General features: G+C 45.0%; 19 protein-coding genes. 6 read left to right on the plus strand and 13 right to left on the minus strand.

Annotated elements, in window-relative coordinates:
* The first annotated feature begins 143 nt into the window (after nt 1-143).
* Both ABZR88_RS06320 and ABZR88_RS06325 read left to right on the plus strand, forming a co-directional pair.
* A complete protein-coding gene (locus ABZR88_RS06320) occupies nt 144-1,370 on the plus strand; it encodes a GAF domain-containing sensor histidine kinase (protein ID WP_107828262.1) in 1,227 nt (408 codons plus the stop codon).
* Between the two features lie 188 nt (nt 1,371-1,558).
* Nucleotides 1,559-3,169 carry a glycosyltransferase family 39 protein gene (locus ABZR88_RS06325; protein WP_107828260.1) on the plus strand — a complete coding sequence of 537 codons (1,611 nt, stop codon included), beginning with the start codon at nt 1,559-1,561 and terminating at the stop codon, nt 3,167-3,169.
* Between the two features lie 103 nt (nt 3,170-3,272).
* Here the strand turns inward: ABZR88_RS06325 and ABZR88_RS06330 are convergent, their stop codons facing one another.
* The 9 genes from ABZR88_RS06330 to ABZR88_RS06370 all read right to left on the minus strand — a co-directional run bounded on the left by ABZR88_RS06330 (nt 3,273) and on the right by ABZR88_RS06370 (nt 12,851).
* Nucleotides 3,273-3,896, minus strand: coding sequence for a M48 family metallopeptidase (locus tag ABZR88_RS06330; protein ID WP_107828259.1), 624 nt, complete (start codon nt 3,894-3,896; stop codon nt 3,273-3,275).
* Nucleotides 3,884-5,062: a hypothetical protein gene (locus tag ABZR88_RS06335; RefSeq protein WP_107828258.1), complete on the minus strand. Its 1,179-nt coding sequence runs from the start codon at nt 5,060-5,062 to the stop codon at nt 3,884-3,886. Before ABZR88_RS06335 ends, ABZR88_RS06330 begins: the two co-directional genes overlap by 13 nt.
* Nucleotides 5,038-7,209: an urea transporter gene (locus ABZR88_RS06340; protein WP_170113583.1), complete on the minus strand. Its 2,172-nt coding sequence runs from the start codon at nt 7,207-7,209 to the stop codon at nt 5,038-5,040. Before ABZR88_RS06340 ends, ABZR88_RS06335 begins: the two co-directional genes overlap by 25 nt.
* Nucleotides 7,210-7,309: 100 nt before the next feature.
* Entirely contained in the window at nt 7,310-8,695 is a 1,386-nt protein-coding gene (locus tag ABZR88_RS06345; protein ID WP_107828256.1) for a diaminopimelate decarboxylase, read from the minus strand.
* A gap of 42 nt (nt 8,696-8,737) precedes the next feature.
* On the minus strand, nt 8,738-9,787 hold the full coding sequence (locus ABZR88_RS06350) for an ATP-grasp domain-containing protein (RefSeq protein ID WP_107828255.1): 1,050 nt from the start codon (nt 9,785-9,787) through the stop codon (nt 8,738-8,740).
* Nucleotides 9,788-9,789: 2 nt separating this feature from the next.
* Nucleotides 9,790-10,032 (minus strand): PqqD family protein, encoded by a 243-nt coding sequence (locus ABZR88_RS06355; RefSeq protein WP_107828254.1) that lies wholly within the window; start codon nt 10,030-10,032, stop codon nt 9,790-9,792.
* 338 nt (nt 10,033-10,370) lie between these two features.
* Nucleotides 10,371-10,742 (minus strand): response regulator, encoded by a 372-nt coding sequence (locus tag ABZR88_RS06360; protein ID WP_107828253.1) that lies wholly within the window; start codon nt 10,740-10,742, stop codon nt 10,371-10,373.
* A gap of 218 nt (nt 10,743-10,960) precedes the next feature.
* Nucleotides 10,961-11,662 (minus strand): LytTR family DNA-binding domain-containing protein, encoded by a 702-nt coding sequence (locus ABZR88_RS06365; RefSeq protein ID WP_107828252.1) that lies wholly within the window; start codon nt 11,660-11,662, stop codon nt 10,961-10,963.
* Nucleotides 11,663-11,672: 10 nt separating this feature from the next.
* Nucleotides 11,673-12,851: a sensor histidine kinase gene (locus ABZR88_RS06370; protein ID WP_107828251.1), complete on the minus strand. Its 1,179-nt coding sequence runs from the start codon at nt 12,849-12,851 to the stop codon at nt 11,673-11,675.
* A gap of 208 nt (nt 12,852-13,059) precedes the next feature.
* Here ABZR88_RS06370 and ABZR88_RS06375 point away from each other — a divergent pair, with 208 nt between their 5' ends.
* The gene (locus tag ABZR88_RS06375; RefSeq protein WP_107828250.1) at nt 13,060-13,539 is read left to right on the plus strand and encodes a DinB family protein; all 480 of its coding nucleotides are present in this window, start codon (nt 13,060-13,062) and stop codon (nt 13,537-13,539) included.
* A 48-nt stretch (nt 13,540-13,587) separates the two neighbouring features.
* On the plus strand, nt 13,588-13,800 hold the full coding sequence (locus ABZR88_RS06380; RefSeq protein ID WP_107828249.1) for a hypothetical protein: 213 nt from the start codon (nt 13,588-13,590) through the stop codon (nt 13,798-13,800).
* 95 nt (nt 13,801-13,895) lie between these two features.
* Here the strand turns inward: ABZR88_RS06380 and pelA are convergent, their stop codons facing one another.
* Both pelA and ABZR88_RS06390 read right to left on the minus strand, forming a co-directional pair.
* Nucleotides 13,896-15,068 carry a pectate lyase gene (gene pelA, locus ABZR88_RS06385; RefSeq protein WP_107828472.1) on the minus strand — a complete coding sequence of 391 codons (1,173 nt, stop codon included), beginning with the start codon at nt 15,066-15,068 and terminating at the stop codon, nt 13,896-13,898.
* Between the two features lie 219 nt (nt 15,069-15,287).
* Nucleotides 15,288-15,932, minus strand: a complete 645-nt coding sequence (locus ABZR88_RS06390; protein ID WP_107828248.1) for a DUF5655 domain-containing protein — start codon at nt 15,930-15,932, stop codon at nt 15,288-15,290.
* 140 nt (nt 15,933-16,072) lie between these two features.
* Between ABZR88_RS06390 and ABZR88_RS06395 the strand changes: the two genes are divergently transcribed.
* Nucleotides 16,073-16,990, plus strand: a complete 918-nt coding sequence (locus tag ABZR88_RS06395) for a DUF6263 family protein (protein ID WP_107828247.1) — start codon at nt 16,073-16,075, stop codon at nt 16,988-16,990.
* A 69-nt stretch (nt 16,991-17,059) separates the two neighbouring features.
* Here ABZR88_RS06395 and atpC read toward each other — a convergent pair whose 3' ends face one another.
* Together atpC and atpD are read right to left on the minus strand one after the other, a co-directional pair.
* Nucleotides 17,060-17,308, minus strand: coding sequence for an ATP synthase F1 subunit epsilon (gene atpC, locus ABZR88_RS06400; RefSeq protein ID WP_107828246.1), 249 nt, complete (start codon nt 17,306-17,308; stop codon nt 17,060-17,062).
* Between the two features lie 95 nt (nt 17,309-17,403).
* A complete protein-coding gene (atpD, locus tag ABZR88_RS06405; protein ID WP_107828245.1) occupies nt 17,404-18,909 on the minus strand; it encodes a F0F1 ATP synthase subunit beta in 1,506 nt (501 codons plus the stop codon).
* 211 nt (nt 18,910-19,120) lie between these two features.
* Between atpD and ABZR88_RS06410 the strand changes: the two genes are divergently transcribed.
* Complete coding sequence (locus tag ABZR88_RS06410) at nt 19,121-20,158, plus strand: TPM domain-containing protein (RefSeq protein ID WP_107828244.1); 1,038 nt, start codon at nt 19,121-19,123, stop codon at nt 20,156-20,158.
* The last annotated feature ends 466 nt before the right edge of the window (nt 20,159-20,624 follow it).

Consider the following 20,624-nt stretch of genomic DNA (forward strand, 5'->3'; position numbering starts at 1 on the left):
CAGGCTGGCGAATGGATTGTTGGTAGTTGTTACAACAATAGCATGTTTAATTGCAAAAAAGGCCTTAACTAACTAAATAAAACTATTTGAAGAAAAGTCAATTCTTATATCTTAGGGATAATTATAAAAACCGATAGAAAAGCATGAATACCGATCCGCATAAACCGCCTGTCCCGGCCAACGAATTGGAACGCTTAGAGGCCCTGAGCGACCTTGATCTTGACTATACTAACCTGAACGGTAATTTTAGCGACCTGACCAAACTGGCTGCCAAAGTTGCCGGTACGGAGATATCGCTAATTAACCTGCTTGATCTGCACACGCAGTGGACCATTGCCAATTATGGGATGGATATAGACCAATATCCGCGAGACGAAACAATTTGTCAGTACACCATTATGCAGGATACGCCTTTTGAAATACGCGATTTAGAGCAAGATAACCGGTTCAAGAATAAAACTTATGTAACTGATGATCCCAGCCTGCGCTATTATTATGGTGTACCATTGCAATTAGAGGGCGGCCAAAGTATTGGCTCTTTGTGCATGATGGATACCCGTGTAAAGGATATTACTCCCGAGAAAATAGAGCTGCTTAAAATTATTGCCGATGAGATTGTAAACCGGTTGAAGACCATGAAGGCCATCGAGTCGCTAAAAAGCAGCCTGCATGAAGCGCAGGAATCGCAACGGAGGGTGGCGCATGATATTCGCGGACCAATTGGCGGCATTATCGGGCTGGCACGTATTATCAGCGAACAAGGCGATGAGAATACGCTGGATGAGGTATTGGAATTTATTACGCTGATACAAAAAAGCGGTCATTCTATACTGGAACTGGCCAACGAGATATTGAGTGCCGATACACCAAAGAGATCTGTAAAGCTGGGTAATAACGAGTATAACCAGCTGGTGTTGAAAGAAAAACTTGAAAAACTGTATACCCCGCAGGCTGTAAATAAGAAGATCAACTTTAGTATAGAGGTAAACCATGAAACCTCGCTGATGCCTTTCTCTAAAAATAAGTTGCTGCAGATAGTAGGTAACCTCATCTCCAACTCTATGAAATTTACGCCAGTAGGGGGGCGCATCACCGTAAAGTTATCTATACGTAAGGGTGAGGCTGAAAACCACCTGCACATGGTAGTAGAAGACACCGGCGTTGGTATGGATAATGCTAAGATTGACGAGATTTTAGATGGCAAATGTAAAACTACCAACGGTACCAGCGGCGAGCAAGGATACGGTTTCGGCCTGGCATTGGTAAAGCATTTGGTAGATGGCTTGAATGGCCACATGTATATTGCTTCTAGAGTTGGCTCGGGCACAACTTTCGAGATTGTTTTGCCGCAGGCGAAGGGGACGGAATGATAGTTGTTTGAACCTGAATTTCTGGAGTCAAAGAATTATCTGAATCTTAATGTTAGAGATAAATTCTTTAAGTTTCTAAATTCTGTAAATTCAGGGTCAGACAAAATCCTTAAAATCCAATTAATCTTTAGTTGTAAGTTAAGGTATTTCGGTATTTTTTTGTTCAATTTGCAGCTTAAACTTTGCCGATGAAGAAAATAACCGAGAGCAATGCGGCCGCTTGCACCCTCTTATTAATTGCAGTTACCTTTGTTTTGCATTTGCTGCTTGCAGCCTATACCGGTTTAGGCATCGGCGAGTCATACTACTTTCGTGGCGTATTAAAATTAGAGCTGAGTTATTTTGATCAGCCGCCGCTTTTTTTCTGGATCACGTATGTGTCGGTTAAAATATTCGGACTAACCAATCTTGGCCTGCGCTTTCCAGCTGTGTTGCTGTTTGCAGGTACCAACTGGCTGCTTTTCCTCATCACCAGCAAATTCTTTAATGCCAAAGCCGGTTTTTGGGCGGTGTTAATGATGAATATCAGTGCAGTATTTACTGTGTCTGTGGCTTGTTGGTTTCAACCAGATGCACCTTTAATGTTTTTCTGGCTGGCCGCCACCTATGTAATGGTATTGCTGATGTTTGATAAAAAGCAGAACAAAAACTACCATACAACACGTGTTTATCTGCTATGGTTGCTGGTGGGGTTGTTAATGGGCCTGGCCACATTGAGTAAATATCATACCCTTTTTCTGTTTGCCGGTGTATTTCTATTTATTGCTACCAACAGGAGCCAGCGCCACTGGTTGAAACATCCGGGTCCGTACCTGGCCATTGTGCTTGCTTTTGCAATAGCATTACCCATACTGCTTTGGAATGCGCAGAACAACTGGGCTTCATTTGTTTTTCAGGGATCGCGTGCAGGTGCTGATGAACATTTTACACTGCATTTCGATTGGTTTCTGCGTAGTATTGGCGGGCAGGCGCTTGTAGTATTACCCTGGGTTTGGATACCGCTGGTGCGCGAACTCATTAAATCGTATAAAAACCGGAAGCGTAGGCTGGCTTACAGCTTTAACTTCTGGGTGGCTATTTTGCCTATTGTTTTCTTTACGGTTGTTACCTTGTGGTCAAACCTGCAATACCATTTTCATTGGCAGGCGCCAGGGTATATGATGTTATTTATGCCGTTGGGATACGCTATCGATCAGAAATTGAACAGCACAAACGGCCGCAGTACGCGCCGGTGGTTAAGGTTTTCGGTGTTGTTCACGTTCATTACCCTGTCTGTATTCGGGCTGCACATGGTTACCGGTTTCTGGCAATGGTATGGCCCGAAGTGGATTGTAAAAACTGCGCACGGCGATAATGTAGACCCAACCATTCAGGGTGTGGATTATGATGATATCAAAACCCGTTTTGAACAAGAAGGCTGGTTGAATAACCCTAACATTTTTGCTGGTAGTCCGCGCTGGTGGCTGGCCGGTAAGGTTGACTGGGCGCTAAAAGGTGCCCGCCCGATTGTTTGCTTTAGCGACGACCCGCGTAACCTGGCGTTTCTGGTTGATCCAAACACGTTGATAGGTAAAGATTGTGTGATTATCGGTCAGGATCAGAACGAAAGCGTTGATATTGATGCTCGCCCGTTCTTTGATGAGGTAAAACGCGTGAAAGATATAGCCGTTATGCGTAGCGGTCGCGATGAGCTACATCTGGAGGTTTACTACTGTAAAAACTTCCATGTACCGGCCAAGCCACGTAATGACTTGCCGCTGTATCATCAACTCACCGGCAGACCACCGTTCGGGAAATAAGAAAGATATAAAAACGTAGAGCCACCTAATTGTGGCTCTTTTTGTTTGGTATGACCATCCGAGTGGGAGCCACAAATATGTGGCTCTACTGAGAATAAAAAAACTATTTATTCGCTCTTGAAAGTCCGTCGGTACATGATGAATCATCAGGTTTGATCAATAGTCCGCGTTCAAAATAACCCCTGGCCTCGGCCTTTTTTCCGCTCATCAGGTAACTCCAGCCCAGCATCTGGTTGCCATCATAATCAAACGGGTATAACGCCACCACTTTGGTAAAATAGCGGATGGCATCGGCATATTGTTTACGATTGTAGCTGATTACGCCGGTCCAATAATTGGCCTGCGTGTTTTGCGGGTCAATCTTCAAAATAGCGGTGTACTGTTCTAATACTTTATCTACGCTTTCTAATAATGAGAGTGGCTTTACTAAGCCCAAACGAGGCTCTATGGCATTGGGACGCAGATTAACGGCCTTCTGGTAATAGCTTTGTGATGTGGGGTAGTTTTTGTTCAGAAAATAAAGCCAGCCCATGCGCAGATTAATCTCATAATTGCCATCGGCATAGTAAGGCGTCATATCGTTAATGGCGGCCTGGTAGCTTTTTTTGGCTTCATCAGCATAGCTGTTTTTAAAAGCCCGCTGTATGGCCGTGTTGTTTTGCGCCATAGCCGCTGCTGCCAGCAGCACCATTCCCGTTGTTAAAAATGAACGTTTTAAAATCTCCATGTCAGGCCTCCGGTAATTGAGTTTTGTTGATAGGTTGCGTTTGTGTTATAATGGTTTTCTTTGTCTTCAAAAGCGTAATTAGCGTAGGCCAGTAAATGCCGCCCTAGCTGATAATACAGCGTACCGCCTGCTTTAAATGTAGTAACGTCTACAGCGTTGTAAACATACAGGGCATCGGCCTCCAGATAATTATCCATGCGGCCAACGTTAATGCTGCCTTCCAGCCAGCAGCGTTTAAAAGCTTTAAAGCCGATGCGCTGATTAAATATGGTACTGCTAAGGTATCCGCTTTGTACACTGACCCTGGATATGGTATAAAGGTTTAAACTACCGGTAGGGTAAACGGTCAGCTCGCCATTATATTGCTGCAAACCGCTGTTACTCATCTTGCTAAAATTAGCATCGGCCTGCAGGGTAAAGTATGGTGCGGCATATTTTAAACCCGCTAGCTCTACATGGTTCTGATAGCTGTCTGTCCCGAATTTAGTATGAAGGTAATGGTAGGCTCCTAGTAAGGTTAGATTACTTGTCAGGGTATAGCCCAGCCTGGCATAGTACTCAAATTGATCATTATTAAAGCTGAAATCGCGCAAATCGTTATTGCCGGCAACTGTAATAGCCTGATGATACACCGCCACCGATTGGTCCAACTGCAAACGCCATCCCAAACGATTGCCTAATGATGCACGCGAGTAAAAGCCCGTACCGCGCAACGCAATGTTAGGGATTTTAGCACTCGCCTCAATACCTGCTTCAATCAGACCGAAAGGAGTGATGTTGTTTTTATTGAGCACCGTAGTGTCAACAAATTTTGCCTGATAGGATGCGTTGCCGTCGCGATTTAGGTATTGCTGGCAAAGCATACTCATATAGCGTGCAGTAGGGTTGTATGAATCGTGTTTCAATACCTGCTGATACTTGGCCAGTGCCGCACTGTAATTGCCGGTCATAAAACGGGCATAGGCCGCGCGTTGGTGCAGGGCCGGGAAATCCAGTCCCTGTGCGTCAGTTTGGTTGGTGTAATCAATCAACGCCTGCCATTTGCCGGCTGAGTAAAGCGCCTGGGTGGTGCTGTCGGCTTGCTGATAATCTGGAACCTGCTGGGCGTGTGCAAAGCCAAATAACAGGAGCAGAGCGATGATTAGTAAATATTGCTTGTATGCCATTGTGCATTAGTGTTTTGCCCTTTAATATTGATGCTGAAATCTTTTAATACGCTACCGCTGATGCTGATGCTGGCTTGCATGTTTTCGCGTTTGTTACCCATTACCTCGGTAATGCCGGTTGTGGTAAGTACAATTTCATGCTGTCGATAAGCGGCGGTGCTTTTGTAAGTACGTTTAATAAACTGGAAGAACGGCGCTACCACATCATGTAACCAAATGCCGGTCTGGAGCGTTCTTAATTGCAACGGATAAGTATCGGCAACGATGATGCTTTCATCTGCCGTAAATACCACCCGGTAAGCCGCCAGGTAGAAATAATACAGCAGTGAATTATGATCGCCATAAAAGCTGGTAAAGTAAAACGATGTGCCGTTATTAATAAAGTAAGCCGTTGCGCCGGTTTCTTTACTGCAGATGTAGGCATGGTTGTAAGCATCAGTAAACACCTCCACGGTTTCAGACTTGCTGCCCGCCACAATTTTTGCCATATAACCCGGTTGCCAGGTAAATGCCTGTTTCATGGGCGTGCTTACTTCTACCGCACGTAACTCATCGCCCTGTACCGGTGTTTCAAAGCTGTGGAGCCCTTGTTTACCTACAAAATAGGCAAACGGATAGGCTAAGGTTTTTGAGCCGATAAACGGCGTTATCTGTGCCTGAAAATGTAAATGCGGCTCGGGCGACCGACCGGAGTTACCGCACTGGCCAACTACGTCACCTTGTTTTACATAATCGCCAATCTTCAGCTTAACAGAGTTTTGTTTCAGATGCGATACTTTGGTGTAAAAGCCAGCCACGTGTTTAATTACAACCGTGTTACCCCAGTTTTGCCCGGTATTTACATGGCCTATAGGGTTGTCTTCAATATGGTTTACTACGTCTTCAATCACCCCATCGGCACAAGCCAGCACGGGTTTGTTGTAGCAATAAAAATCTTCGGGACGGGTGCCGTTGTTCTTAAAAGTTTGATTGTCTTCATCAGTCACTACAAAATCGAGCGCTTTGCCCCAATCGTCTTTATGGGTAATACCGCCATCATAGCCCTGGGATACCGTCCAGGTGCCAATAAAAGGCAGACTGAGTTTGATATACTGCAGCTCTTGTAGCCGCGCCTGGTTATTGAGGTATTGATACAGGTTGATCTCGGGCGAGTAATGCTGAATAGGCGTCAGCTGTAATCTGCCCGGATTGGTTCTCAGCATAAAAAAGTAAAGCAGCGTAATAGTCAGCACGCAAAATGGCAGCGAGAAAATAGGTAGATTGTGTACGCCTAGTATCCGCGTAAACGCATTAACCAGCAGAAAGGCCACCGGAACGGATACAATGGCCCAAAGGTAAGATCGCCATGAAGGGATGAGGAAGAAGCCGCCAATGGCTACAGCCACCATCATAAAGTTGGCGCCAAGGTGATAATGGCTAATGCCCTCGGGATACATGCCGGTCAGCTGGTTAAACACACAGGCGGTGATAAAACCAATGATTAGTAAGCTGAAACCGATGCGCGAGTGGATGAATAACCCGATACTCATAATGACACCGGCGATGATGCTGTTCTGAAAGAACACCGAGCTGAGCGAGCGGAAAAACAGGTCAGGGTAATGCCCGAAGGATAATTTATCCAGCTGAGCTAGAAACCCCGAAATATAGGTATCGCCACCGGTGTACAGCTCATTGAGCAGCGAGCTTTCTTTCTGCATCAAGCCCATACCCTCATAGCCGTTGGCCGCCACCAGTAATAACCAAAACGATATGATAAACGGCAGCGATAATACCGGCAAGCCGTATTTACCCAACCAGGCTGTCAAAACAACCGTCAGCGTAACTGTAAACAAGCAGGCAGCCGCCAGCCACAGCCAAAAGGCAATGTTATAATGATAAAACGTGCCGAAACCGATGCCCAGCAGCAGCGAGTTAAAACTGTAAAGCCCCGTCTGGATACTTTCTTTGTAATGCCCCAGCGCATTTACCAGCAATACGGATGCACAAACGCATACCAGTCCGCTCAGACCAGCCGCCGGGTTAAGAAAAGAAGCAATCAGCAGCAGCACAGCCAGCACCCTGTTCTGCGAAAAGAACAAGATGGCATAGCTGTTAAGCGTTGCCGCCACAAAGCGCCCTAATCCCTTAAATGAGGAGTTGTTACTCATATTCATTATTTATCTTTCACACTATTATTCAAACTCCGTTTATTGCTAATCAAGCCTTACCAAGTTTTTAAAACTTGGCAAGTCTTAAAGACTATGCTTTCTAAAAATTTCTCTCCTTCGAAGGCGCATCTAAGGAGTGGCTATTCAAGTGCGCCGGTACCTGTTCCATCTGCTCAATATATTCCAGGTTTTCGGCCTGTCTAACCAGGTGGACCTGTTGCTGCTCGTCAATCATTACTACAGCCGGACGGGTGGTGATAAACTGCATCCACTGCGTCATGTTGTAAGCGCCAACTTTGTGTACCACCACATGATCGCCGGGATTAAGCAGCGGCAGACTGATGTTCTCGCGCACTACATCGATATTCATGCACAAGGGTCCGTAAAGTACCATGTCTTCGGTATGTTCGGTAAAATCCTGCGCCGGAGTAATTTTATGCTCATACCAAAAAGCAGTGAATAACGTGTTTACCCCAAAGTTGACGATGGTGGCACGTCTGCCGTCGCTTAAACGTTTGTTGGCCACTACACTGCCCAACAGGTAACCTGCGTCATCAATCAACGCGCGACCGGTTTCCAGTATCAGTAGCGGCAATTCTTCCTGTTTAAAACCATATTCTAAAATAGTGGTGGTAATGGCCTCGGCAAAATCATCTATTGATGGCACGGTATCTACCCCCGGCAAGTAAGCGCCGCGCAGGGTATTGGTTGACGGGAAGCCGCCGCCCAGATCCAGATACTCCACCGGGTTATGCAGCAGGTTTTTGCAGCGGGTAGCCAGTTCGCACATTTTGGTTGCAGCGGCCATATAGGCCGATGTGGTGAGCATAAATGTACCGATGTGACAATGCAGGCCAACCAATTGCATTTTGCCAGAAGCCACTATTTTAGAGATGGCGTTCCAGGCCTGGCCGTTCTCATAGTTGAAACCAAAACGATCCCACAGCGGGTACACGCCGGTATCCATGTTTACGCGGATGGCCACGCGCGGTTTTTTGTTGATCTGATTGCAAAGCTCAATCAGGCTATATAGTTCGTCAAAATTGTCAATGTGAATGAGCGAGTCGTTTTCTATGGCTAAAAGCAGATCATTGCGATGTTTATCCGGCCCGTTAAAAATGATCTGGTTACCGGCTACACCATTGCCCAAAGCCTTGCGATATTCAAAGCCTGACACTACCTCGGCCCAGCTGCCTTCCTGATGAAAGATTTGACAAACAGCGTTCAGATAGTTGGTTTTATAACTCCAGGCAAACTGTACTTTAGGGTACCGCGTTTTAAATGATCGTGCGGCCGACTGGTAATTGCGCCTGATCTGTCGCTCAGAGAGCACAAACAGGGGGGAGCCATAACCCTCAATCAGCGAAAGCACAGGCACACCATCAATGGCCCGCACCGGCTGAAATTCGGTACGCGTACCGAACTTGTTCATCAGTCCGGCGTTCATCTTTTTGATGACGGGGCGCTCATATTTTAGTTTTGCCATTTTTGGAAGCGTTGTATAGGTTTAGTCGATAATCATTAAATTTTATAATTCGCCAAAGGCCGATAGCTGCTGAAACTCGCTTACGTCTGTTACATGATCCCAGGCATAGCGGATAAACATTTTGCCTACCTGGTACTCGTTAAACTCGTCAACCTTCTCGCCCAAAGCCATCTTTACTAATGCCACAGGCTGGTTTTGCCCGGCAGCGGCCGTCAGATAAATCCAGGCCGGGAAACGCGGGTTAACTTCCATTATGTAAGGTTTGCCGTCAGGATCGCGCATGATTTCCAGCTCGAAAGCGCCGCGCCATTTGGTAGCCTTTACAAAGTTGCGGGCCAGCTGCAGCAGGTCATCGTCCTCAATAGTAATACCGGCCCAGGCTTTGCCTTTATCGGTAATATATAATTTACGCATGGGCACAATACTGATCGCCTTTTCGCCGTCACTCAATACCGCTATATTAATTTCGGTGCCTTTGATGAATTTCTGACAGATAACAGGCAGTCCCCATTTGGCACTCAGTTGATAAAAGTATTTGCGCGCCTGCTCTTCCGATTGAGCTATAAAGGCCTCATAATATTTGCCCTTGACTACCAGGGGATAATCCAGATCCTCGGCAGCCTTTTTCAGGTCATCAACACGGGTTATAATCTTATCTTCTGGCACAAACAGGTGATGTTTTTTGCCAAGTTTGCTCAGGTTAATTTTATCGCGGGCATCCAGTTGCTCACCCGATGGGAGGAACGTATGCATCCCCATAATGCGTAGCTGCGCGCTCACTTTAATGAAGTTATACAGCTCGGCATCAAAGTTGGGAATCACCACGTCAATATGTTCCTGCCCGTGGATGTATTGCAGCCGCTCCACCAATGCCTCCGCGCCGGCAGACGGGTAGGGTATCTGGTAGGTTTTATCAACAAGGTCATGCAGGTAAACGCCCGGCTCCAGCGATTCATACGACAGGCCAATGATCCTGATGTTTTTGCCCAGTCCCTCACGCAGCGCGCGAATCACCGCTACGCCCGGGCCGGGATTATCCACCGCGTTCAAGGCCGTTACGGCAATAACCAATTTTTTGTTGTGAGTAGTCAAGGTTATAGGTCTATTAAGTTAGCATCGCGCAGCTGCATTACCCAATCTTCCCAATCGCGCTCTAATTGGGCGCGGTCAACATCGTAGCGGCCCAGTATCTCAGTTTTAATATCCTCGGCAGATTGGCCGGCCTTCATCAGCGCCAGTATCTCGGCAGCTATCGGGTTGCTGCTAAACGAGTCGCCGGTAGAAGGATTAAAAATAAAGCCGTTCTCGCTGGTGGCAATGTTCTTTTTAAGTTTCATTATCAGGTTTAATCGGGTTGAGCGCGTTTTGTTTGCAAATATGCGGCTTGTTTAAATCAATACATGAAAATACCGCTTAAGCGTAGCAAAAGCGGTTGGTGTATCGACGAGGAGCGCAAATGTGTCGACAAAAAATGTGCGTCAATATACAATAAAACCATTAGTTAATAAGTTGTCGGGCTAGTGATGTGCGGAGGTTTACAAAGCCTTCGGTCCGCCAAATGCTTCAGATAATATATACCATACAAAACAGCACATCAAAGCAACGAGTGCCAGGCAGGAGAAGAAGATTTTTTTCATGGGGTAAAGCTGAAATGTAAATACAGAACTAATAACAATTACGAAGCAATCAGGTAATTAATCTGTTCTGCCAGCTTATTCGTATCGGTTGGCGACATTAGTAATACATCGCAATAGCCGTTAATGTTTGATTGAATGTGTTGGTGACCGGCAATTACCACCAACGGAACATTTTTTAGCTGATCATCTGCTTTAAGAACCCTGCACAACTCAGCACCGTCGGCCTCGGCCGAGAGAAAATCCAGAATAATCAGATCAGGTTGGCAGGCATGGGCAGCTAGTTGCAGATGCAGGCTATTGCTTACAATGTGCATATCGGTGTAGCCGTAAAACATAATATCGTGCACCATGCCCATCATCGCGTTGTCTTTATCTAAAACAAGGATGTGTTTGTTGTTGATCGCTGTCATAAATTGCGCTGAGATTTAGCTGAGGGAATTTGCGCAAAACCCCATCGTCAGGCAATAGGGTAACGGTGAATGAGGGGATTGTGTCGATTAACTTCGGATTTCGAATGTTCGATTTCGGATTTATTTATCAAACGGTCGATTGTAGGATTGTCAAAGTAATTCAAGCGTATGTTCTAGGATGTAAATTTGAAATTGAACATCCGAAACCCCAAATCAAATTATTTTTTCCACTCCTTGACAAAGCTGCTATAGCTGTCGCTGATAGGTAGTTCGGCGCCGCCGATCTGCACCTTTCGGTTCTGGATGGATTTGATTTTGTTTACAGCCACCACATAGCTGCGGTGGATGCGCTGAAAGCGATTTGCCGGGAGTTTTTCTAATGCCTTTTTCAAAGGCATTAGTGTAAGTATAGGTTTGGGACTGGTGTTGGTATGAATCTTAACGTAATCTTCCATACTTTCCAGGTATTCAATCTCATTCAGGTTTATTTTTACCATGCGGTACTCTGAATACACATACAGGCTATCTTGTTGAGGCTGATTTGCCGATGCGTTTTTATACTGATGAAACTCCACCGCTTTTTCTACCGCTTTGCCAAAACGGGCCGCGTCGATAGGTTTTAGCAAATAATCCAATGCCTCTAGTTCAAAACCTTCAAAAGCAAAATTTTTATAGGCCGTGGTGAAGATGATGATGGGCTTCTGGTCCAGTGATCGTACCAGGTCTATTCCAGAAATGTCGGGCATGTTGATATCCACAAACAAAATATCCACCATGTTAAGTTTCAAAAACTCAGCGCCAGATACGGCATCCTCAAACGTGCGCACCAGTTGCAGTTGTGGGTACATGCCGATGTATTTCTTCATCAGTTCGAGCGCAAGTGGCTCGTCGTCAATGGCAATGCAGCGTAGTGGCGTCATGGGTGTGATATTAGCTATGCAGTGTTAGTTTAACGCGAAATGTTTGACCGTCGTTATCAATGTTAAGCAAATGTTTGCTGGGATAGATAAATTCCAGTCGCTGGCGGGTGTTGGCAATGCCAACGCCGGTGCGCTCGGTAGATGCTGTTTTAAAAATTCGGTTCTCGCAAAAAAAGGTGATGGTATCGGCCTCGGCAATCAGTTCCATGTTTAAAACGCTTTCTTCCTGTTTGCTGATGCCGTATTTAAACATGTTCTCTACAAAGGGAATGAGTATGAGTGGAGCAATTTTGTGTTTCAATACGTTACCTTTTACCGCAAAATTTACCTGTGTTTTTTTGCCCAGACGCAGGCGCTGCAGGTCAATATAATCGTTCAGGCAGTTCAGTTCGTTTTGCAGCCATACAAAATCCTCGCTCACCTCGTCGGTTACGTATCGCATAATGTTGGAGAGTTTCATGATACTCTCTGAAGTATGCGCTGACCCGGTAACCGATAGGGTGTAGATGTTATTGAGCGTATTAAACAAAAAATGCGGATTGATCTGCGCTTTGAGGAACGATAGCTCGGCATTGGCTTTTTCAGCCTCGGCCTTAACCACTTTTTGCTCGGTAGTTTGCCACTGCTGGGTGGTGCCAATGGCAATACTCAACGCTGTGAGCAGGGCAAATATCACCAGGCTGATGGTGTCAATATTGCGCGAATGCTCCAGCAGCGGACTAATTCCCGAGCCTGTTTTAACGTAGGGGTCCTGCATGCGTAAATCCTGGTGAGGAAGTGGGCCGAACAACCTACCGTTATTCAGCATGCTATCTGTAGCCGGCCCCACAGGTTTTAATGCCGATTGTTGCGCCGCCGCTATAGCCTGCAGCTCTGATTGCACGCGCGGATTATGTGCCAGCAGTTTATCAAACGGTTGCAGAAAGTAAACCAGTCCCAGCAAGAAAAGAATAATGACTGAGTAATGGATGTACTTCTTTTTTAGCAGAAACTCTGGAATAAGATATCCCAGGTTAAAGTAAAATAATACCATATAGGTAAGGCAGAACAGCCAATAGAACGACGAGCCCAGCAAAACCCAGGTTCCGCCGGTTTTAAATCCGTTGTTGAGGAAAAGCACCGGAAAAATCAGGAACAGCAGCCAGCCGGCGGCATGTATCACATAAGAAGTAGCCCTGAAACGATGCATAAAACAAAACAACGGTTTATAGATACATATATAGCAAAATGTATCGGCAATTGGGCAAAATGTGCGGATGAGTGGTTGTGACGATGGTTAATTTGTGATTAAAGATTGGGCTGGATGGTGTAGTTTAATCATCTCAATCTCAAAATTGTGTCACCGCGTATCATATTAATATCAGCCTTCTATCTTAGCTCTCAATCAATTCAATCTTATGGAACAGCAACAATTGTTTATTACCATGGTGCTCAACACCTGGAACCTGCACATCAGTCGCACCGAAAAGTTTTTCTTTGATCAGCCTGATGAGATCCTTTTAAAACCTATTGCTCCGGGCAAAAACCGGCCTGTTTATTTGTTGGGTCATTTAGTGGCCGTTCATGATATGATGGCCGAAATTATGGGCATAGGCGGGCGGAAATATCAGCACCTGGATAATGATTTTATTAAAAATCCTGATGGCAGCGCGGTAGATCAATATTCGTTAGATATATTAAAACAAAACTGGAAAGAAGTGCACCAAAAGCTGGCAGAGCTTTTCGGTACCCTTCAGCCTGAAGACTGGTTTAAACGCCACAACTCGGTAAGCGAAGAAGATTTTGCTAAAGATCCAACCCGTAATCGCCTTAACCTGGTAATAAACCGCACCACGCACGTGGCTTATCACCTGGGGCAGCTAAAACTGGTTGGCTAAACGCAAACAAGCTGCATTTGAAGATGTTGTACATTAAAACTTAAAACCATGATAACACCCGATGATGATTTATTGCCAGATGACAACCTGCCATCAGAAGCAGACGATCAGCAGAGCCAGAAGGATGTACACTCTGATGGGTTTGATGATTTCCCTCCCGGAACAGGTAATGATACCGAAGCCGACCGGGATCGTTTAAGACAAGCGTACAACTCGGCCGAATCGGCTTTTACGCTAAGGGATGAGGACGATGATGAATAAAGAAAGCCGCTCCAATTGGAGCGGCTTTCTTTGTTTTGTTTTGTCATTGCGAGGAACGAGGGCAATGGACAAATAGTATAAATATCAAATTTAGTTTAATTCAATACATTTTTCTCAGGTGCCCATTGCTTTTGCCATTGTGGGTAGGTATCTAACACTTTCTGCGGATTGTAGGTGTACCAGCCGTAGCCATCGCGGCGCTCGCGGGCAACTTCTGCAAGCGAGTAAACCACTTTGCTATCGCGATTACAGAACAGCGGTTTATGGGTGCCCAATTCGTAGTAGCGGGTCCAGATAGGCGGAGCGGTGGGATCTTCAACCACCACACGGTCTGATTTTGAAACACGGAAAGGCGTTTGCATTACCGGAGCTGGAATTACTTTAACCCTAGTATTCAGTATTTTAGACTGGTTAAACCAAACCACAGCGCTTTGGATAGCGTTGATAGTACGTGCATCCGGGTGATCGATACGCATCAGGAACAGTACCAGATCTGCGCTCTCGCCATTACAAATGCTGGGTGGTTCAAACGCGCGGGCCCAGGCCGGTGCCAGGGTTACTTCGTCATGCTGCTGGCACCAAACGGTTAGCTGGCCATTATCTCTGATTTGCGTTTTAAAGATACAGTCCATGCCTTTGTTATAAGTGGCGGTCAGTTTTTTGCGGAGCTTCTCGTCAACAAAATCATATTTAGGCTTTTTGTCAACGATGTCTTTCAGTAACGTCATGATACCTTCATAGTTACCGTCGTTATAGGTGATATGACGGCTATAGTTATCCTCCAGCGGATAATATTGCGGGAAGCCACCATTGGCATATTGCGAGGCAATGATAAACTCCAGGCCTTTTACCGCTGCATCTTTGTATTTGGCTTGCTTGGTTACATCATAAATGCCTGCCAGGGCAGTAATCTGCGTGTAGGTGCTACCATTATCATACGTGGTGTTCAGTACATGTTTGCCGGCAGCTACGCTGTCTTTCTGATCTGGGGTAAGAATGGCAAAGATGTCATAGTTTTTTGGCCAACCGCCGTTATCTTTTTGAAAAAGCAGGATGTTGTCGCCAATGTCAGTCAGGGCGGTAGCGGGGTACTTTGGTCTGCCAGGACGGGCGTTAATCATGTTGCCTTTATCGGCAATGCCATACCAGTGGCCGGCGTTATCGGCAAAAGGTCTGGGGTCTACGCTGGGGTGCTGGGCATCCTGTGCGTACAGGCACGCGGGCAGCAATAATGCCACCGTAAGCGTTTTAAATAGCTGAAATTTCATTTTGGGTTTGCGTTGGTACGCCAAGGTAATAGAAATTTCTGCAATCGGTTGCAAAAATAAAGTAACGTTTTAATTACGGGCAGTGTTTGGGTAAAGATGTACTGATAGGAGCAATATTGTGGGCGTAAACAACACAAAACAGCACAGTGGATCTAAACACTATCCGTTATCAACTATTGACCCGGGAAATAGACTTTAAATTTGCCTGTAAAACGTCAATTATTGCTCAGAACGGCCGCGTGGATGAGATGACCTATTGGCACTGTATTCAGAACGATTACCATATTCAGAGCGGTTGTTGTTATACTCAGAGCGGTTGTTGTTATACTCAGAACGGTTACCATACTCAGAGCGGTTACTGTTGCCGCCACCGTAGTTCGAGCGATTGTTATTGCCGTAGTTGTTACGGTTGTTACCGTAATTGTTTTGACGCATTGGTGGTTTCACATACTCGCGCAGGCCAACCTTGTAGGCAAGGCCCATCAGGTGCATCAGGGCATCGTTAATATCATCCGGATGATAAATACGAAAGTGGTGCACAAACGTGCGGTTAGGCATGTTCTCTATTTTGTAAACAACAGACTCGTTAGGATTTGGCGTATCCAGTACCAGGTGCCCGTCTAAAAAATCATCACCTAATTTATTAATGGCGGCAAAACGTGTTTTTACCGTAAGTGTTACCCGGCTTTTTTGTGGTTGTAACTCATAAGGGCCAATTTCAAAAAGGCGCTCCAGGAAAGCATAGAAAAGTTGAACAGCTTGCGGTGACTTGCCCTGTACAAAATCCTCGATACCAAAATCGGCACATTGGTGCGGTTGGTTTCGATTATAAAACTTCTGATCACAGTTGGGGCAAATCCACATTTTCGGAGGTTGTTTTAAAAGGCGTTGCAAGATAGTGATTGTGACGCAATTATTTATTCCTTGCGTGTTTAAAATTATCGTTTGGGTCAATAACGTTGCATTTGGCGTATTTATTACGTCAAAAACACAGATATTGTAATATGAAAAAACTAATTGCCTTATCACTGCTTTTTGCAGCCTTGAACAGCTATGCACAAAAAGTAAACTTGGCGCTTAATCTTAAAAGAGATAGCGTTTATAATCTTACAATTGATGCCAAAGTAAGCACCCAACAGGTTATACAAGGCAAACCAACGATAGTTAATATAGCCATATCGGGGACCACAGCGCATAAAGTTATTGGTGTTAAGGATTCTGTTTACGACCTGGAAACATCCTATAAATCTTTGGCCATGAACATGGACATGGCAGGTCAGCAGATGACGATGAATTCAGCCGACACCACCACTATACTCGGCAAGATTATGCATCTGGTTATGGGTAAACCCTTTCATATATGGATGAGTAAAAGTGGCTTGATTATTAGTGTTAAAGGGTTTGATGATATTTTTACAAATGCCGCCAATAGTGTTACGGCGCTTAATGAGCAACAACGTAACTTAATTGTATCACAGCTGAAGCAATCGTTTGGAGAAGGTTCGTTAAAATCTAGCTTGCAGCAATCATTTATAATCTATCCAAAACAGGCCTTAGCATCGAAAGGCACCTGGAAAAATGCAATTAACCGGGAGCAATCTGGCATGGCCGCTAGTTACAATACTACGTATACCTTAGTTGATATTGGTGATGATGCCTATGAAATTGAAGGAAAAACCTTAATTGCGCCACAGCCGTCAGTAGGATTTAAACAGGCTGGTGGTTTCTTGATCCATATGGCTAACGTTAAGGGAGATGGTGTAACCAAACTGAGAGTGGATAGAAACACCGGCTGGGTGCTGGCATCGGTAGTTGAACAGCATGTATCAGCAACTGTAGAAATGAAAAAAACAACCACAGGGCCGGTTGAAATGTCATTACCGATGACGATAGCGGTAAACTACACAGCTACAGATAAATAAAATGGCAAAGCAAAATAAAAAAAGCCCCGTTGGATTGTCCAACGGGGCTTTTTGCTGTGAAATGTTTTCTTATCTGTGGGTAATGCCCTCAGCCAATACAACCACTTTATTGTTAGATGCTTCAACAACGCCGCCGTGTATCAGAAAAACTTCTTCTTTACCGGTGCCACGCACAACCAGTTTACCATCTTGCAGGGTAGAAATGATAGGAGCGTGGTGGTTAAGTATTTCAAATGAACCCACAGTACCAGGCAGGGTAATTGAGTTTACTTCGCCTTCAAATACTTTTTTATCGGGTGTTAAAATTTCTAATGTCATAAACCCCTCTCTAATCTCCCCAGAGGGGAGAGGTTTTTAGTTAAATTCAAATCATCCTTCCGCACCTCCCCTTTGGGGAGGCCGGGAGGGGTGTATTAGGCGTTAGCTTCAGCTAACAGTTTTTTACCTTTTTCAATGGCGTCTTCAATGGTACCAACCAAGTTGAAGGCTGCTTCAGGATACTCGTCAACGGCACCGTCCATAATCATGTTGAAGCCTTTGATGGTTTCTTTAATGTCAACCAATACACCTTTCAGACCGGTAAACTGCTCTGCTACGTGGAATGGCTGAGAAAGGAAACGCTGAACACGACGAGCGCGGGATACAGTCAGTTTATCTTCTTCAGAAAGCTCATCCATACCCAGGATGGCGATGATATCCTGCAGCTCTTTGTAGCGTTGCAGAATTTCTTTTACGCGCTGAGCAGTGTTGTAGTGCTCGGCACCCAGGATGGCAGGGCTAAGGATACGTGAGGTTGAATCCAGAGGGTCAACCGCAGGGTAGATACCTAACTCGGCAATTTTACGTGAAAGTACGGTGGTAGCGTCCAAGTGAGCGAAGGTTGTAGCCGGCGCAGGGTCGGTCAAGTCATCCGCAGGTACGTATACCGCCTGTACTGAAGTAATTGAACCACGTTTGGTTGAGGTGATACGCTCTTGCATCATACCCATCTCAGTGGCCAGGGTTGGCTGGTAACCTACCGCAGAAGGCATACGACCTAACAGTGCCGATACTTCTGAACCTGCCTGGGTGAAACGGAAGATGTTATCGATGAAGAACAGGATATCACGGCCTTTACCTTCTTCGTCACCATCACGGAAGTACTCAGCGATAGTAAGACCTGAAAGCGCTACACGTGCACGTGCACCCGGCGGCTCGTTCATCTGGCCGAAAACGAAGGTTGCTTTAGAATCTTTCATTTCTTCAGTGTTTACTTTAGAAAGATCCCAACCACCTTGCTCCATAGAGTGCATAAACTCTTCGCCATATTTAATAATGCCTGATTCCAGCATCTCGCGCAGTAAGTCATTACCTTCACGGGTACGCTCACCTACACCAGCAAATACTGAAAGGCCTGAATATGCTTTTGCAATGTTGTTGATCAACTCCTGGATCAATACGGTTTTACCTACACCGGCACCACCGAACAGACCGATTTTACCACCTTTTGCATAAGGCTCCAGCAAGTCAATAACTTTAATACCGGTAAACAGTACTTCGGTTTCGGTTGACAGATCCTCAAAGCGTGGGGGCTGGTTGTGGATAGGACGACCGTTTGATTTGTCTAAGTTTGCGATACCGTCAATTGCGTCGCCTACTACGTTAAATACGCGGCCTTTGATGGCGTCACCAATCGGCATTTTGATAGCAGACTCAAGGTCAACTACCGGCATACCGCGTAATAGACCATCTGTAGAGTCCATCGCAACGGCACGTACGCGATCTTCGCCTAAATGCTTCTGTACTTCAAGAATAATTTTCTGACCGTTCTCTTTGGTGATCTCCAAAGCGTCAAAAATTTTGGGAAGATGTGCGTCATCTCCGAAGCTCACGTCAACTACCGGACCGATGATCTGTGATATTTTTCCAATATTGGGCATAAAAATAACCAGGTATTTAAGTATTTATTAATGCTTCAGCACTTTGTGTAAAGGGTGCTATTTTCGTGGTGCAAAGCTACAGTTTTATAAATGATATTAAAACACTATTTATAAGAATTTTTAGCAACATCATTCTGCGTTGGTGCGTATGTTGCAAAGTTTGCTATATTTATAGACCAAAATAATTATTATCAATGCCTTATCTTATTTTATGAAAAAGTTTTTCCTCCTCTTTTATTTGCTTTTTAGCAGTGTTGCATTTGCTCAAATTCCTCAGCCTCAAAAAAACACTTACGTTAATGATTTTGCCGGGGTGCTTACCAAGTCTCAGGTAACAGAATTGAATAAAAAAATATTTGAACTTGAGAAGACAAGGAATGTGCAATTAGCAATTGTGTTGGTTAATAAAATTCCTGTGGTTTACGATATTCAGGATTTTGCCGTATTGATAGGCAAAAAATGGCATGTTGGCAAAAACAAGCGGGGCATAGTCTATGTAGCTGCCATTAAACAGCGTAAGCAACGCATTGAAGTGGCCAGCAACCTGGAAAATGTACTTAGCGGCGATAAATGTTTATCCATACTTGCCGATCTGAAACCGTCGTTTAAAACGGCAGACTATAATGCTGGTTTGCAAACACTGGTGACTGATCTTGGAAATGAGTTACCTGCTGTAGTTAATACCCCTGCTCAACAGGCCACACAAGCAACAACTGTTGGTCCAAATAATTTAAAGAAGGATGACGACGAGACGCTCAAGCAAATTATTGGCGCTGTAGTTGTTTTTGCGCCTATACTGCTCATTATTCTTTACATCAGAAACCAGAGAAGAAAGCGCTTGGCATACCGTAATGCTATGGGTGTGAATGATCCTAATTATTTTATTCCGGGACAGGGAACGCCAGGTTATAACAACGACCCGTATAATGGCCCGACTAATGGCGGATATTACGGACAGCCGCAAAGTCGAAGAAATTGGGGCGGTATTCTCGGCGGGGCTGCGGCTGGTGCGGCTGCAGGTTATGCTGGCAGGGCACTGCAAGACAGGCTTTCAGGTCATCATCATTCAACGCCCTCTGATACTTATCAACAACCGAATAACAGTTACGTTGATAACAGTGCTTCTAACGAACCATCTAACTGGGGTAGCTGGGGCGATAACGGCGGCAGTTCGGATGATAACTCATCTTATGATAGTGGTTTCTCAGATGATTCATCGAGCGATAGCGGTGCTAGTTCTGATTGGTAGGGTCATATATAAATCTCCTGGCTATCTTAAAGATCTCAAAAATTCCGGTTCAAACAAAAGGAGCGCCCGTTCACTGGCGCTCCTTTTTATCATTTCTTTTCTAACTAAATTTCTAAAACACAGAGAAGGTTTAGGCTTTCTTTGTTTTAGGCGCGATCAATGGCACTAAGATAGCTGCAATTACTACGGCAAATTCTAATACAGTGTTCATGGTACTAAGTGTGTTTTATGATAAATAACTAAACTTTTAAATTACAGGACGTTTCAAATCCTTGATAGCAGGGCAGCACATAATATGCCATTAATTTTCAGGGTGATTTTAGGTCGAAAATCATCAATTTTTAAAATGGTGATTTTTTTAAGCGGATGACTAAAAAGTAGGAAAAGTGGTTGCTTTTCTCCCGATTTTTCGAAACAAACTGTAAAATCGGGGTAAAATCTCTCTCGAAAAACTGAAAAGGGGTAA

The sequence above is a fragment of the Mucilaginibacter yixingensis genome (assembly GCF_041080815.1).
Lineage (GTDB): Bacteria > Bacteroidota > Bacteroidia > Sphingobacteriales > Sphingobacteriaceae > Mucilaginibacter > Mucilaginibacter yixingensis.

Coding starts and splice junctions, on each gene's coding strand:
- ABZR88_RS06320 (WP_107828262.1), top strand. CDS start 144: ATGAATACCGATCCGCATAAACCGCCTGTCCCGGCCAACGAATTGGAA.
- ABZR88_RS06325 (WP_107828260.1), top strand. CDS start 1,559: ATGAAGAAAATAACCGAGAGCAATGCGGCCGCTTGCACCCTCTTATTA.
- ABZR88_RS06330 (WP_107828259.1), bottom strand. CDS start 3,896: ATGGAGATTTTAAAACGTTCATTTTTAACAACGGGAATGGTGCTGCTG.
- ABZR88_RS06335 (WP_107828258.1), bottom strand. CDS start 5,062: ATGGCATACAAGCAATATTTACTAATCATCGCTCTGCTCCTGTTATTT.
- ABZR88_RS06340 (WP_170113583.1), bottom strand. CDS start 7,209: ATGAGTAACAACTCCTCATTTAAGGGATTAGGGCGCTTTGTGGCGGCA.
- ABZR88_RS06345 (WP_107828256.1), bottom strand. CDS start 8,695: ATGGCAAAACTAAAATATGAGCGCCCCGTCATCAAAAAGATGAACGCC.
- ABZR88_RS06355 (WP_107828254.1), bottom strand. CDS start 10,032: ATGAAACTTAAAAAGAACATTGCCACCAGCGAGAACGGCTTTATTTTT.
- ABZR88_RS06360 (WP_107828253.1), bottom strand. CDS start 10,742: ATGACAGCGATCAACAACAAACACATCCTTGTTTTAGATAAAGACAAC.
- ABZR88_RS06365 (WP_107828252.1), bottom strand. CDS start 11,662: ATGACGCCACTACGCTGCATTGCCATTGACGACGAGCCACTTGCGCTC.
- ABZR88_RS06370 (WP_107828251.1), bottom strand. CDS start 12,851: ATGCATCGTTTCAGGGCTACTTCTTATGTGATACATGCCGCCGGCTGG.
- ABZR88_RS06375 (WP_107828250.1), top strand. CDS start 13,060: ATGGAACAGCAACAATTGTTTATTACCATGGTGCTCAACACCTGGAAC.
- ABZR88_RS06380 (WP_107828249.1), top strand. CDS start 13,588: ATGATAACACCCGATGATGATTTATTGCCAGATGACAACCTGCCATCA.
- pelA (WP_107828472.1), bottom strand. CDS start 15,068: ATGAAATTTCAGCTATTTAAAACGCTTACGGTGGCATTATTGCTGCCC.
- ABZR88_RS06390 (WP_107828248.1), bottom strand. CDS start 15,932: ATGTGGATTTGCCCCAACTGTGATCAGAAGTTTTATAATCGAAACCAA.
- ABZR88_RS06395 (WP_107828247.1), top strand. CDS start 16,073: ATGAAAAAACTAATTGCCTTATCACTGCTTTTTGCAGCCTTGAACAGC.
- atpC (WP_107828246.1), bottom strand. CDS start 17,308: ATGACATTAGAAATTTTAACACCCGATAAAAAAGTATTTGAAGGCGAA.
- atpD (WP_107828245.1), bottom strand. CDS start 18,909: ATGCCCAATATTGGAAAAATATCACAGATCATCGGTCCGGTAGTTGAC.
- ABZR88_RS06410 (WP_107828244.1), top strand. CDS start 19,121: ATGAAAAAGTTTTTCCTCCTCTTTTATTTGCTTTTTAGCAGTGTTGCA.